At 68.8% G+C, this 13,246-nt stretch carries 12 protein-coding genes and 1 tRNA gene; 6 read left to right on the forward strand and 7 right to left on the reverse strand.

All coding sequences use genetic code 11. The annotated features are described in order from the left end of the window. Positions 1-11 precede the first annotated feature (11 nt). Both ABIE45_RS26580 and ABIE45_RS26585 read right to left on the reverse strand, forming a co-directional pair. Complete coding sequence (locus tag ABIE45_RS26580) at positions 12-2,228, reverse strand: HWE histidine kinase domain-containing protein (protein WP_192707651.1); 2,217 nt, start codon at positions 2,226-2,228, stop codon at positions 12-14. A 55-nt stretch (positions 2,229-2,283) separates the two neighbouring features. Further along, on the reverse strand, positions 2,284-2,574 hold the full coding sequence (locus ABIE45_RS26585; protein WP_192707819.1) for a SelT/SelW/SelH family protein: 291 nt from the start codon (positions 2,572-2,574) through the stop codon (positions 2,284-2,286). Positions 2,575-2,870: 296 nt separating this feature from the next. Between ABIE45_RS26585 and ABIE45_RS26590 the strand changes: the two genes are divergently transcribed. Together ABIE45_RS26590 and ABIE45_RS26595 are read left to right on the forward strand one after the other, a co-directional pair. Next, positions 2,871-2,945, forward strand: a tRNA-Val gene (locus ABIE45_RS26590). Between the two features lie 145 nt (positions 2,946-3,090). Beyond that, on the forward strand, positions 3,091-4,623 hold the full coding sequence (locus ABIE45_RS26595; RefSeq protein WP_192707650.1) for an acyl-CoA carboxylase subunit beta: 1,533 nt from the start codon (positions 3,091-3,093) through the stop codon (positions 4,621-4,623). Positions 4,624-4,659: 36 nt separating this feature from the next. Here ABIE45_RS26595 and ABIE45_RS26600 read toward each other — a convergent pair whose 3' ends face one another. Both ABIE45_RS26600 and ABIE45_RS26605 read right to left on the reverse strand, forming a co-directional pair. Continuing rightward, on the reverse strand, positions 4,660-5,088 hold the full coding sequence (locus ABIE45_RS26600) for an ABC transporter ATPase (RefSeq protein ID WP_373622679.1): 429 nt from the start codon (positions 5,086-5,088) through the stop codon (positions 4,660-4,662). A gap of 138 nt (positions 5,089-5,226) precedes the next feature. Then, positions 5,227-6,147: a metallophosphoesterase gene (locus ABIE45_RS26605; protein ID WP_192707648.1), complete on the reverse strand. Its 921-nt coding sequence runs from the start codon at positions 6,145-6,147 to the stop codon at positions 5,227-5,229. Between the two features lie 199 nt (positions 6,148-6,346). On the opposite strand from ABIE45_RS26605, the gene hemC reads away from it, so the two are divergent. Then, the gene (hemC, locus tag ABIE45_RS26610) at positions 6,347-7,270 is read left to right on the forward strand and encodes a hydroxymethylbilane synthase (protein ID WP_192707647.1); all 924 of its coding nucleotides are present in this window, start codon (positions 6,347-6,349) and stop codon (positions 7,268-7,270) included. A gap of 10 nt (positions 7,271-7,280) precedes the next feature. Next, complete coding sequence (locus ABIE45_RS26615; RefSeq protein ID WP_192707646.1) at positions 7,281-8,150, forward strand: PhzF family phenazine biosynthesis isomerase; 870 nt, start codon at positions 7,281-7,283, stop codon at positions 8,148-8,150. Between the two features lie 7 nt (positions 8,151-8,157). On the opposite strand, the gene ABIE45_RS26620 is transcribed toward ABIE45_RS26615, so the two are convergent. From ABIE45_RS26620 to crtI, 3 genes are read right to left on the reverse strand one after another with little or no spacing between them, the layout of a single operon-like run. Then, the gene (locus ABIE45_RS26620) at positions 8,158-8,286 is read right to left on the reverse strand and encodes a hypothetical protein (protein ID WP_373622681.1); all 129 of its coding nucleotides are present in this window, start codon (positions 8,284-8,286) and stop codon (positions 8,158-8,160) included. Between the two features lie 8 nt (positions 8,287-8,294). After that, positions 8,295-9,365 (reverse strand): phytoene/squalene synthase family protein, encoded by a 1,071-nt coding sequence (locus tag ABIE45_RS26625; protein ID WP_192707645.1) that lies wholly within the window; start codon positions 9,363-9,365, stop codon positions 8,295-8,297. Continuing rightward, positions 9,346-10,869, reverse strand: a complete 1,524-nt coding sequence (gene crtI, locus ABIE45_RS26630; protein ID WP_192707644.1) for a phytoene desaturase family protein — start codon at positions 10,867-10,869, stop codon at positions 9,346-9,348. Before crtI ends, ABIE45_RS26625 begins: the two co-directional genes overlap by 20 nt. Before the next feature lie 271 nt (positions 10,870-11,140). Here crtI and ABIE45_RS26635 point away from each other — a divergent pair, with 271 nt between their 5' ends. Together ABIE45_RS26635 and ABIE45_RS26640 are read left to right on the forward strand one after the other, a co-directional pair. Beyond that, positions 11,141-12,112 carry a GDP-L-fucose synthase gene (locus ABIE45_RS26635; protein WP_192707818.1) on the forward strand — a complete coding sequence of 324 codons (972 nt, stop codon included), beginning with the start codon at positions 11,141-11,143 and terminating at the stop codon, positions 12,110-12,112. Positions 12,113-12,209: 97 nt separating this feature from the next. Continuing rightward, positions 12,210-13,244: an SGNH/GDSL hydrolase family protein gene (locus ABIE45_RS26640; RefSeq protein WP_192707643.1), complete on the forward strand. Its 1,035-nt coding sequence runs from the start codon at positions 12,210-12,212 to the stop codon at positions 13,242-13,244. Positions 13,245-13,246 lie beyond the last annotated feature (2 nt).

Here is a 13,246-nt window from a genome sequence, read left to right on the forward strand (position 1 = left end):
GCCTTCGCCGCCTACCCCGCAAGGGGAAGCGGCGCGATCCGAGTCGGGGCGGCGACACTCTTCCGCTCGATCAGGCCCGGCGGCGGCACCGGCGCGTTGATGGTGCAGACCACGCCGCTCGGCTCGTAGGACAAGGTCACCTCGCCGGCCAGCTCCCGGGCGAGACTGCGCTCGATCAGACGCGAGCCGAACCCGGTGCGGGTCGGCTTCTTCACGAGCGGCCCGCCGCTCTCCGCCCAGCGCAGGAACAGGTGCGCCTCCGCCTCGCGGCGCACCGTCCAGGCGATCTCGACGCAGCCGCCCTCGGTCGAGAGCGCCCCGTACTTCACGGCGTTGGTGCCGAGTTCGTGCAGCGCCATGGCGATCGAGAGCGCGAGCCGCGGCGGCAGGCGCAGCGCCGGCCCGATCACGCGGAACCGGGAGGCGTGGCCATCGCCCGCCTCTAGCGGCCGGATCGCGTCCGCCACCACCGCGGAGAGTTCGGCGCCCTCCCAGCTCTCGCGGGTCAGGACGTCATGCACGCGGGCAAGGGCCAGGAGACGCGCCTCGAACGCGGCCCGGGCGGCGTCGGCCTCGGCGCCTTCGAGGCCGCGCAGGGACTGGGCCGCGATCGACTGGACGGTCGCCAGCGTGTTCTTCACCCGGTGATTCAGCTCGTGGATCAGGAGCAGCAGGTGTTCCTCGGCGTTCTTCGCGTCCGAGATGTCGATGTTGCAGCCCGTATAGCCGAGGAAGTTTTGGTCATCGTCGAGGCGCGCGACGCCCTCGCATTGAAGCCAGCGCACAACCCCGTCCTTGTCGATGACCCGGACCTCGATGCGGAACGGCAGGCGTTCGGCAAAGGCCTCGCCGAAGGCTGTCCGGAAGGTCTGAAGATCATCCGGATGCACGATCCGATGCCAGCCGTCGTCTGCAAACTCCGCCGCGGGCAGGCCGAACACGTGCTCGAAATGCAGGTTCGCGAAGCTGACCGCGCCGGTCTCATCGGTCATCCAGATCAGCGCGGGCGCCGAATCGGCCATGTGGCGGAACCGGGCCTCGCTCTCGCTGAGGGCAGTCAGGCCGCGCCGCGTGTCGGCGAGCGCGCGGTCGCGCTCCTCCTCCCGCGTCCGCAACCGCAGCGAGGCATCCGACAGCACCGCGCCGAGCCGCTGGATCTCGTGGACCGGCGAGGGCACGCGCGGGATGGCCTCGCCGCGGGCCAGGGCCGGTCCGGAGGCGGCAAGCAGGCGCAGCGGGCGCGACACCCGCGACCAAAGATTGACCGCGAGCAGCGACGAGGTGGCGAGCACCAGCAGGCCGAAGCCCGCGAAGGCCCAGATCCAGCGCCGGACCCGCGCGTCGACGATGCTTTGCGGGATGCTGGTGGCGACCATCCAGCCGGTCAGCCGCGAGCGCGCCTCGATCACGACCACGGGCTTGTGCTGGCGATCCTGGCCCTCCCACACGCCCGGCGTCGCCGTCTGAACCTGTCGCAGGCTGGCGAGCCGCTGACGGCCGATCACGGCATCGGGATCCGGCAGGCGCGCCATGACGATGCCGGAGCGGTCGCTGATCCCCGTCGTCCAGCCCGGGACGACTTCGCGCGACAGGATGCCCTGGAGCCGCGCGAGCGGCACGGTGAAGCTCAAGATGTAGGCGACCTCCCCGTCCATCATTACGGGCACGCCGACCGCGTAGGATGCCTCTGCGGGGGTCGGGCCCGGCACATAGCCGCTCACCATCGCCCGCTGGGTGCCCCGGGACAGTTCCTGATCGAACGGCAGCGGAACCACCGGCAGCGGCGCGGTGCGCGGGACGCCGGTATTGACCACTTCCTGGCCGTTGGGGCGCCGGAGCAGCACATCCAGGTCGATCGACTCACGCACGAGGCGGGCCTGCGCGTCGAAGGCCTCGAAGTCGCCTTGGCGGATCCGCGGCGAAGTCGCCAGCGTCTGCAGGACGGACACCAGACCGGCCGTGTCGCGGTCGAGGGATAGCCCGATCCCGCGCACGTTCTCGCGGGCGTCCTGCTCGAACCGGGCCCGCTCCGCGGAGGCGTAGCGCATCAGCAGGATGCTGGTGAACAGCAGGCCCGGGCCGATCAGGGCGATCACCAGGGCAACTAGGTAGACCTGCGTCGAGAAGCCGTTGCCGGAGAAGCGGTGGATCCGCCGCGACAGCCAGGATCGGCGCGCGGGAATCACCGCCGGAACGCCGCCGCCCTCGGACTGGTGATCCGGACTCAAGCGGGGCCCGCCCCCGGCCCGCGGTGCCCCGCGGGCTCCTCGCCGTTCCCTCGCCTCATGACCGGTCGATATGGCCGAGATCGCGCTCCGGGTCGAGGTGGTCCCGGACCCGTTGCTTCAGCGCCTTCACGTCGGGGAAGCCGCCATCGCGCACGCGCTCCCACAGCAGCGCACCGCCGAGCTCGATGCGGAACGCGCCGCCTGTCGCGGGGATCAGGGCGACCTCGCCCAGATCGTCGCGGAAGGTCGAGAGCAGCTCCTGCGCCATCCAGGCCGAGCGCAGCAGCCAGTTGCACTGCGTGCAGTAGGTGATCGCGACGCGCGGCCGGGTCACCGGTGCCTGCATCTCGGTGGTCACGTCGCTGTCGGGCTCCGCGCCCGCTGGCCTCTCGTGCATGGCGGAACAGCGCATTGCGGGCCCCGCCTTGTCAACTGCACGGCATCTGGGCGGCCGCACTTCCGGTGCGGGCTCATACATCGCAGTGTCGGATTTCGGACGGCTGCGCCGCTTCAGAGCGCAGGAACGTCGCGCGCCGTGCTTGACGTCCCGGGCTGCCGCGCCCTAGAAGGCCGGCCACCGGGTCGCCGCGCCTACAAGCGCTGGCAACCATAGGGCGTCCGCTGACGGCGGTGCGCCGGTACGGACGGTTAGCACAGCGGTAGTGCGTTCCCTTCACACGGGAAAGGTCGCAGGTTCGATCCCTGCACCGTCCACCATCCCCCTCCCCCGAAAATCTGACAATCGCGTCGGTTTGCCACCCGAAACGCGCGTGCTAAGGGCGCACGATCGGCGAACGCATAAGCTTGGACCCGGCCCGTTCCGGGTTGCGAGTCACGGGCAGGGGAAGGGGCGGAAACGGCCATGAAGGATATCCTCGACAAGCTCGAAGAGCGGCGGGCACAGGCCCGGCTCGGCGGTGGCGAGAAGCGCGTCGAGGCTCAGCACAAGCGCGGCAAGCTGACGGCGCGGGAACGCATCGAGCTCCTCCTCGACCATGGGTCGTTCGAGGAATTCGACATGTTCGTGCAGCATCGCTCCACCGATTTCGGCATGGAGAAGCAGAAGATCCCCGGCGACGGCGTGGTCACCGGCTGGGGCACGATCAACGGCCGGACGGTCTTCCTGTTCTCGAAGGACTTCACGGTGTTCGGTGGATCCCTCTCGGAGGCGCATGCCCAGAAGATCGTGAAGGTCCAGGACATGGCGCTGAAGATGCGCGCCCCGATCATCGGCATCTTCGACGCCGGCGGCGCGCGCATCCAGGAGGGCGTGGCGGCGCTGGGCGGCTACGGCGAGGTGTTCCGCCGCAACGTCATGGCCTCGGGCGTGATCCCGCAGATCTCGGTGATCATGGGCCCGTGCGCGGGTGGCGACGTCTACTCGCCCGCCATGACCGACTTCATCTTCATGGTCCGCGACACGAGCTACATGTTCGTCACCGGTCCCGACGTGGTGAAGACCGTCACCAACGAGGTCGTCACCGCCGAGGAACTCGGCGGTGCCAAGGTGCACACGACCAAGTCGTCCATCGCCGACGGCTCTTTCGAGAACGACGTCGAGGCGATCCTCCAGATCCGCCGCCTGCTCGACTTCCTCCCCGCCAACAACATCGACGGCGTTCCGGAGCTTGAGAGCTTCGACGATGTCGATCGCCTCGACATGTCGCTCGACACGCTGATTCCCGACAATCCCAACAAGCCCTACGATATGGGCGAGGTGATCCGCCGCGTGGCGGACGAGGGCGACTTCTTCGAGATCCAGGCCGCCTACGCGCGCAATATCATCACCGGCTTCGGCCGCATCGAGGGCCGGACCGTCGGCTTCGTCGCCAACCAGCCCCTGGTTCTGGCCGGCGTGCTCGATTCGGATGCGTCACGGAAGGCCGCCCGCTTCGTGCGCTACTGCGACGCGTTCGGAATCCCGATCGTCACCTTCGTGGACGTGCCGGGCTTCCTGCCAGGCACGGCGCAGGAATATGGCGGCCTGATCAAGCACGGCGCCAAGCTGCTCTTCGCCTATTCGCAGGCGACCGTGCCGCTGGTGACGATCATCACCCGCAAGGCCTTCGGCGGCGCCTACGACGTCATGGCGTCGAAGCATGTCGGCGCCGACGTGAACTATGCTTGGCCGACGGCGCAGATCGCCGTGATGGGCGCCAAGGGCGCGGTGGAGATCATCTTCCGCAGCGAGCTCGGCGACCCGGAGAAGATCGCGGCGCGCACGGGCGAGTACGAGGACCGGTTCCTGTCGCCGTTCGTGGCAGCTGAGCGCGGCTACATCGACGAGGTGATCATGCCGCACTCGACCCGGCGCCGGATCGCCCGGGCGCTCGGCATGCTCCGGACCAAGGAGATGGAGCAGCCCTGGAAGAAGCACGACAACATCCCGCTCTGAGGCGGGATCGTGTGCCGGCGGCGCTGGCCGCCGGCCTCAGCTCCGGTTGCTGTTCTCGATCACCGCGCAGAGCGTCAGGGGGCCCTTATCCGGCGAAACCATCGCCGAGCAGGTGACGCGCGCTCCGCCGAGATCAACGTTGCTGTGCCGCAGCTTCGTGGCCGTGGCCTGGGCGCGGTGGGCGGCGTCCGTGATGACCGCGGCATCAATGCCCGTGACCGCATGCCCGGCCTGACCGAACAGATCGTAATAGCTGTCCGGCGGGTTCGCGCCGCGGAATTGAGCGCCGACCGAGGACAGGTCCGCGCCGCCGCAGGCCAGCGTCAGGGTCATGTCCGGCCCGGCCGTGAAGCTCGCGTAGTCGCTGCGACGCTCCGCGGCCTTGGCTGCGGTCTCCGCCGTGACCTTGTCGACAAGCGCGTCGCAGGATTGTGCGTGAACGGAAGCGTGGCTCGTCGCCAGCATCACGAGAGCCAGACAGGGAACGATTGCGCGCATCGGGGCGAGGTAGCGCGGCGAGCCCTGGAAAACGAGCGCCGCGGCGTTCGGGCGCGGGGCTGCTTCAAATATCAGCGCGTCACAGTCGCAGGGGACTGTCCTCGGTCAGGCCCCGGCGATGTCTGGATTCGGCTGGCCGAGTTCGAGGAGGACGATCTCCGGCGGCACGCCGAACCGCATCGGGATGCGACTCATCCCGAATCCGCCCGACACGATCATGTGCCGGCCGTCCTGGACGACGTGGCCGTACGAATAATCGTGGCCATAGATTTTCCGGATCGCAGGCGAGCGACCGAAGATCCGGACCTGCCCGCCATGGGTATGGCCGGCCAGCGTAAGGGAAACGCGGTCGGGGAGGTCCATGAAGATGTCGGGCTCGTGCGCCATCAGGATCACCGGCGCCGAATCGGTGACAGCTGCGAGGGTGCGCGGCACGTCCGCGTAGCTGACGGATGTCCAGACGTCCTCGAACGGCTGCTGGTCGGCGAGGCCGGCAATCCAGAACGGGCGTCCATCCTTGGTCAGGCGCAGCGCCTGGTTTTCCATGACGGGGATGCCGCGCGCATCCAGTAATCCTTTGACCGCGGGCGGCCCGCGACGCGTCTTCTGGACGGCCTTGTCGTCCCACCAATCGTGATTGCCCAGGATCGCGTGCGTTCCGAGCGGCGCCTTCAGATCTTCCATCATCCGGGCGAACTGAGCGAGCGGCAACTTGCGCCACGCGATCTTGCCTGCCGGGTAATCGCCGAGCAGCAGCACGAGATCGGGCTTGAGCGCGTTGGTCGCGTCGACGATCTCCGCGACGCGGTCGAACGGCATGAACGGCTCGCAGACATGGAAATCCGCGAGCACCGCGACCCGCAGGCGCAAGCCCGGATCCCAGTTCGGCAGCGCGGGCGCGTAGGACGTGACGACCAGCCGGTGCATCGGCTCGACGTCGAAGGCGTAGACCCCCGTTGCGGCCGCCAGGCCCGCGCCCGCGCCGAGCCCGGTCAGGAACTGCCGTCGGCTCGGCAGAATCAGCATCGCACCATACCTGTTCGCTCTGGAGGTCGCCGCGATCCGCTAGCTGCGCAGTCCGGCGAAAGCGGGGCGCCGCTGCGCCGGGTCCGGTGGGCCTGACGGCGACTTGTTCAGCACGGTGAAATGAGGCCGCGGAGCGTGGCCTGTCGCCGAGGTCGGTCTATAAGGCACTGTCCCGTCCCGCGAATAGACCCGGAACCAGATGTTGAACCGTCCCCTGCGCATCGGTACCCGCGGCTCGCCGATGGCCCTTGCCCAGACAGGCATGGTGCGCGACCGGATCGTGGCCGCCAATCCGGGCCTGGAGACCGAGCTCGTCGTCGTCACCACGGTGGCCGACAAGATCCTCGACCGGCCGCTCTCCGAAATCGGCGGCAAGGGCCTGTTCACCAAGGAGCTTGAGCAGGCGCTGTTCGCCGACGAGGTGGACGTCGCGGTGCACTCCATGAAGGACGTGGAGACGTGGCTTCCCGACGGACTGACCATCGCCTGCATCCTGGAGCGCGATGACCCGCGCGACGCGTTCCTGTCTCCGCACGCGGACGGGTTGGCGGGCTTGCCGGAGGGCGCGCGGGTGGGGACTTCGTCGCTGCGCCGCGGGGCGCAGGTGCTGATGCACCGGCCGGATCTTCGTGTCGTTCCGCTGCGCGGCAACGCGAACACCCGGATGCGCAAGCTCGAAGCCGGCGAGTGCGATGCGACCCTGCTGGCCCTGGCCGGCCTGCAGCGCCTCGGACTGGAAGGCATGGCGCGCAGCATTCTTCCGGTCAACGAGATGCTGCCGGCGGTGGCGCAGGGCGCTCTGGGGATCGAGTGCCGATCTGGCGACAGAGCGATTCACGAGATCCTCGCGCCGATCGCCTGCGCCCGCACGACCACTGCGATCGCGGCGGAACGGGCGCTTCTGGCGGAGCTGGACGGGTCGTGCCGGACGCCGATCGCCGCTCTGGCGCGGATCGACGGCGAGACGCTGACCCTGGACGGTCTGCTGTTCCTGCCGGACGGCAGCCGTCACTGGGCGGTCACCCGCCAGGGCCCGGCCGTCGACGCGGAGCGCATCGGCCGCGAGGCCGGCGCCGTCCTGAAGGCCGAAGCCGGCGAGACCTACACCCGCCACCTGCAGTGAAGGCCAGCCCATGCCGGACGTGACCCTGGTCGACGTGTTCACCCATGGCGGACGGGGCGGTAACCCCTGCCCCGTCGTCGCGGACGCGCGCGGCCTCGACGCCGAATCCATGCGGGATGTCGCGCGGCGCTACGGCCATGAATCGGGCTTCGCGCTGCCATCGGACGACGGGGCTCACGACCTGCGGTTCCGCTTCTTCGTGCCGAACCACGAGATGGAGATGTGCGCCCACGCGACGATCGGCACGCTCTGGGTTCTGGCTCGGGAGGGGCGGCTGCCGGATTCGACTGTGCGGATCGCCACCGGCAGTGGCGCGGTGACGGGCTTCGTGGCGCCGCGCGGCGACGGGGACTGGACGATCGCGATCACGCAGCCGGCCGGCAGCGTCCGTCCTCTCGCCGGCGAGGTGGAGGACGCGATCCTGACATCCCTGGGGATCGATCGCGGCACCCTGGCGGACCGTCCGATCCACAACGCCGTGACGTCCCGCGTGAAGTCCCTCGTCCCGATGCGTGATGCCGCCACGCTCAATGCCCTGGCGCCGGAATCCGATGCCGTCGAGGCCGCCTGCACGCGGATCGGCTCGACCGGGCTCTACCCTTACGCGGTGCTGGACGGACCGGCGCGGCTGTTCGAGGCGCGGCAGTTCCCGCGGGCCTCGGGCTATCCCGAAGACGCGGCCACCGGGATCGCCGCTGCCGCGCTCGCTTTCGGGTTGCTGGAGGACGGCCTCGTGGCGCCGGACGACCGGCCGATCCGCATCCTTCAGGGCCGGGCGATGGGCCGGCTGTCAGAGATTCGCGTCCGGCTCGGCTTCGCGGACGGACGCGCGATCGGCTGCCTGCTGGAGGGCGATGTCGCGCTCAACGCGACGCCGTGAAGGCAAATCACTCTGATCGTCCATCGCGGTCGCGTCGGATGCTCCGCCGGACCGCGACAAGCTGCCAGACACCGATGCCGAACACGACCAGGAAGACGAGGCCGAGATCGAGGGCGGCGAAGAGCTGGCCGCCCATATCGGGGCTCAGAGCGAGGCGGAGCGGCTGAACGCCTCGCGCTCACGCATGCGCTCGATCAGGTCGAGCACGTGTACGACACGGCCGCCGACATCCCACCACGGCTTGAGCGCGGGGCGCTGGCGGGCAGGCGTCAACGGATGGCGGCGAACTGCCTCGATCAGGAATGCAGCTTCCGGAAGCGCCGCAGCCGTTAGGGATGCGGAGACGGCGGGCTCGCGCATCGCGCGGGCGATCAGCACCGCCTTGCGGGCGCCACCGACCCGGGCGCGACGCGTGACCGAATCGTAGCCGTTCGCCGCAATCCGGCGCCCGATCTCGGCATAGATCAGGCCCGCGGCCCGGATGGCCGGACGGCACTGTGCCGGGAGCACGGTGATCCCGGCTTCGGCCCGCGCATAGAGGCCCTCGGCCTCGAAGAGGAGGCGGGCCACGACTCCGGACAGCGCGGGGCTTGGTTGCGGGTCGGCCATAAACACGTCCGGGTCGAGACCGGCCGCCCGCATCCAGTCGAGTGGAAGGTAGAGCCGACCCATCCGGGCGTCCTCGCCGACATCCCGCGCGATGTTGGTGAGCTGCATCGCGGCACCAAGATCGCAGGCGCGGGCGAGCGCGTCCGGCTCGCGGGCGCCCATGATCAGCGCCATCATGGCCCCGACCGAACCGGCGACCCGGGCGGCGTAGCCGTGAACGGCGGCCAGATCGGCGTAGCGCCGCCCGTCCGCATCCCACGCGAAGCCCTCGATGAGGGCGCGTGGCAGGGTCTCGGGGATCGCGTAGGCGCTGACGATGTCCGAGAACGCGCGATCGGCCGCTGAATCGGCCGGCTGGCCGGCATAGGCGCGGCTGATCCGGCCATCGAGGCGGGTGACCGCGTCGCGCCGGTCGGCCGGGCTCGGCGCCTCGTCGACGAGGTCGTCGGAGAGCCTGCAGAAGGCGTAGAGCCCGTAGGCCGCCTCGCGCACATCTCCGGGAAGCAGCCGCCCGGCCGCGAAGAAGCTCTTCGAGCCTGTGCGGATCGCGGCCCGGCAGGCGGTCCGGTCGGCCGCGGCGGCGAATTCAGGCGGTAACGCGGGCATCGGGCACCACGCTGTCGAGGATACGGGCGGAGGAGAGCACACCGGGCAGACCGGCGCCGGGATGCGTGCCGGCGCCGACGAGGTAGAGATTGCGGACCGCGCCCGACCGGTTGTGCGGTCGGAACCAGGCGGATTGTGTGAGCACCGGCTCCAGTCCGAAGCCTGAGCCGCGGTAGCTCAGAAAATCGTCCTGGAAATCCTTCGGTGTCGTCACCTTCGAGGTCACGAGGGCATCGGACAGGCCAGGAAGGACGCTGGTTTCCAGAATCCTGGCGATCCGCCGTCGGTACGGTTCGGCCAGCGCGTCCCAATCCTGTCCGCCCGCGAGGTTCGGCACCGGTGCGAGCACGTAGAACGCGTCGCACCCGGCGGGCGCCAGACTCGAATCCGTCGCCGTGGGCCGATGCAAGTAGAGGCTCGCATCGTCCGCCAGCCGCTTTCGATCGAAGATGTCGGCGAGCAGCCCACGGTACCGCGGTCCCAGCAGGATCGTGTGGTGATCAACCTCCGGATAGCGGCGGCTCGTGCCGAAGTACCAGACGAACAGGCCCATGGAGGAGCGGGCGCGGCGGAACCGACCCGCGCTCCAGCGCTGCGGCTGCGGAAGGAGCTGCGCGTGCGTCACCGCCGAATCGGCGTTTGAGACCACCACATCGGCTGCGATCGTCTCGCCGCTCCGAAGCTCGACGCCCGTCGCCTCGCCCCGATCCACGCGAATGCGAGCCACATCGACGCCGAGGCGGACGCGGCCGCGTTGGCTGCGGATCAGCCGCACCAGACCGTCGACGAGTTGGCCGGTTCCGCCCATGGCGAAATGGACGCCCCAGCGCCGTTCTAGATCGGCGATTAGGCAGTAGATCGCGCTGGCCCGGAACGGGTTGCCGCCGATCAGCAGCGGATGGAAGCTGAAGACCGTGCGCAGCCGCTCGTCACGGATGAAGCGGGCGACCACGTCGTGGACCGAGCGGTGTCCGGACAGGCGAAGAAGATCCGGGGCGATCCGCAGCATCGCTCCGACCTTGTCGAAGGGCACGTGACCGAGCTGCTCGAAGCCGATCTGGCAGACCGCCCTGCTATGGGCCATGAACCGCTCGTAGCCGGCGACATCGTCCGGCGCGACGCGCGCCACCTCGGCGCGCATCTGCTCCGGGTCGCCGTTATAGGCGAAGGAGGAGCCGTCGGCGAACCGGATCCGGTAGAACGGATCCATCGGCACGAGGGTGACGTCGTCCGACAGCCGGCGCCCGGCGAGGTGCCAGAGTTCCTCGAACAGCTGCGGCGCGGTGACGATGGTTGGTCCGGCATCGAAGGTGAAGCCGTCCTGCCGATGCACCCGTGCGCGGCCGCCGGCCTGCGTGAGACGCTCCAGCACCGTGACTCGATAGCCGCGCGCACCCAATCGAACGGCCGCGGCCAGGCCGCCGAAGCCGGCTCCGATGACCGCGGCATGGGGCCGTCGGTCGATCTCCTGCCTCACCTTCTGGTCAGGTGCGAGTGTCAGCATGAGTTGACACTAGCGCGGCAGTTTCCGGCCATGCAAGCGGGAAAGGTGGCAACTTGCTGCGGTACACGTTCGACTTGCGCCTCAAAGGCAGGCCGGAGTGGGATCATGCCGGGGCGAACAACGACCGGCTGCCGCCCCTCCCACCTGTCGCGAGGCCCTTCGCGCAGAGGCGGATCGCCTCACAAAACACGTGTTTCCCCGGAGATATCCGGCCGCAAAGCGGCTATAGGGCCTCGGCAGGCCAAGCCATTGGCAGGGAAGCGGAAGCGTGATGGACGGTCGAGGTCAGACCATCTTCGTTGCGGGCCATCGTGGGATGGTCGGCTCGGCGATCGTGCGCCGGCTGCGGGAGCTCGGCCACGCGCGCGTCCTGACCGCCGACCGGCAGGCGCTCGATCTGCTCGACCAGGCGGCGGTCCGGCAGTTCTTCGCCGAGCACCGGATCGATCAGGTCTACCTCGCGGCCGCCAAGGTCGGCGGCATCCACGCCAACAACACCTATCCGGCCGAATTCATTCACGACAACCTGCTGATCCAGACCAACGTCATCCATGCCGCCCACATGAGCGGCGTCGACCGGCTGCTGTTCCTCGGATCGTCGTGCATCTACCCGAAGCTCGCCGAGCAGCCGATGCGCGAGGATGCGCTGCTCACCGGGGTACTGGAGCCGACCAACGAGCCCTACGCCATCGCCAAGATCGCCGGCATCAAGATGTGCGAGAGCTACAACCGCCAGTACGGGCGGCGCTATCGCAGCGTGATGCCGACCAATCTGTACGGGCCGAACGACAATTTCCACCCCGAGAACGCCCATGTCCTGCCGGCGCTGATGCGGCGCCTGCACGAGGCGAAGGTTGAGGGCCGCGCGACGGTCACCGTATGGGGGACCGGCCGGGCGATGCGGGAATTTCTCCATGTCGACGACATGGCCCGCGCCAGCGTGTTCGTGATGGAGATGGACGACGCGCTCTACGCGGCGAATACGCGTCCGGACCTGTCGCACATCAATGTCGGTACTGGGGAGGATTGTACCATCCGCCAGTTGGCCGAGGCGCTGGCGCGGGTGATCGGCTACGAAGGCGATCTCGCGTTCGACGTGACGAAACCCGACGGCACGCCGCGCAAGCTGATGGACGTGTCGCGGCTCACCGCCATGGGCTGGCGGCCGCAGATCGGCCTGGAGGATGGATTGCGCCAGACCTACGGCTGGTTCCTGGAGAACCACGCCAGCCTGCGCGGCTGAGCGGCTGACCTTTCGGCCTCGCCCGCGCCTTGGCGCGGGGCTGGGCCCGCCCACGATCATCGCACACACGATCATCCGCTCGGGAAGGAGCCGGATCATGGCCCAGCGGCCGTCTGACGAGACCGAGAATGCGCGGCGGCGCGAATTCCTGAAGAGCTTCCGGAACTTCGACGCGAATATCCGCTTTCCGGCGCCCTATACTCACTTTGCCGGGAAGCCGCTCACGGCGGCGGACAAGGGCTGGCGTTATGACGCCCTGGGCTATCGCAACGACATCCATGCAGATGCGCGGCCGGCTTCCGAGACCCTGCGGGTGTTCGTCGTCGGTGACAGCACCCTGGTCGACGGGGAATCCTTCGCCGATACCGTGCCCGGCCGGCTTGAAACCGGTCTGAAGCGCGCCCACGGCGAGGGAGCACGCGTCTACAATTTCGGCGCCATCTCGGCCTGCCTGAATCAAATGATCGCTCTGATCACGACACGGCTGATGGACCTTCAGCCGGACGTGATCCTGATCGTTGGCGGCGGCACCGATATGCTCCAGCCGTGGAGCTTCGATCCGCGCGCCGGCTATCCCTATAACCACTTCGCCAACGAGTGCCTCTACGATTACGTCTTCGATCCCAGAAAGCAGGATGGGGAGGCGCAGGATCTCACGTTCGACAGCCTGCAGGCGCAGATCTTCCAGCGTCTCGAGAACCTCCGGGCGCTGACGAACTGGCAGTCGGACCTGTGGGAATGGGAAGTGGTGCGGCAGTTCGAGCTGTCGCTGAAGCGGCTCCAACGGCTCGCCCCGGGCATCGGCGCCCCAATGCGCTTCCTGCTCCAGCCGGCTGTGGTCCGTAGAGCCGAACGGGTCGGCGACGAGGCGCGCGCCGCCTCCGGCGAATTCCTGGCCTATCTCGACCGGCAATACACGCGGTGCGAGAGCGTGCTGTCCCGCCTCGACGCGGCGCCGATCCCGAGTGCGGCTTTCGGGGCGCGAGATCTGAGCCGGATCTTCGAGACCGACAGCCGTCCCATCTTCACCGACGTCGTGCATATGACCTTCGATGGCCGGCAGATGATGGCCGAACGGCTCCAAGAGGAGGTCTCCGCTGCGCTCGGCGGCGCGGTGGAGTTGGGCGCGTAGAC

Origin of the sequence: Methylobacterium sp. OAE515 (assembly GCF_041806315.1) — a bacterium.
GTDB lineage: Bacteria > Pseudomonadota > Alphaproteobacteria > Rhizobiales > Beijerinckiaceae > Methylobacterium > Methylobacterium tardum.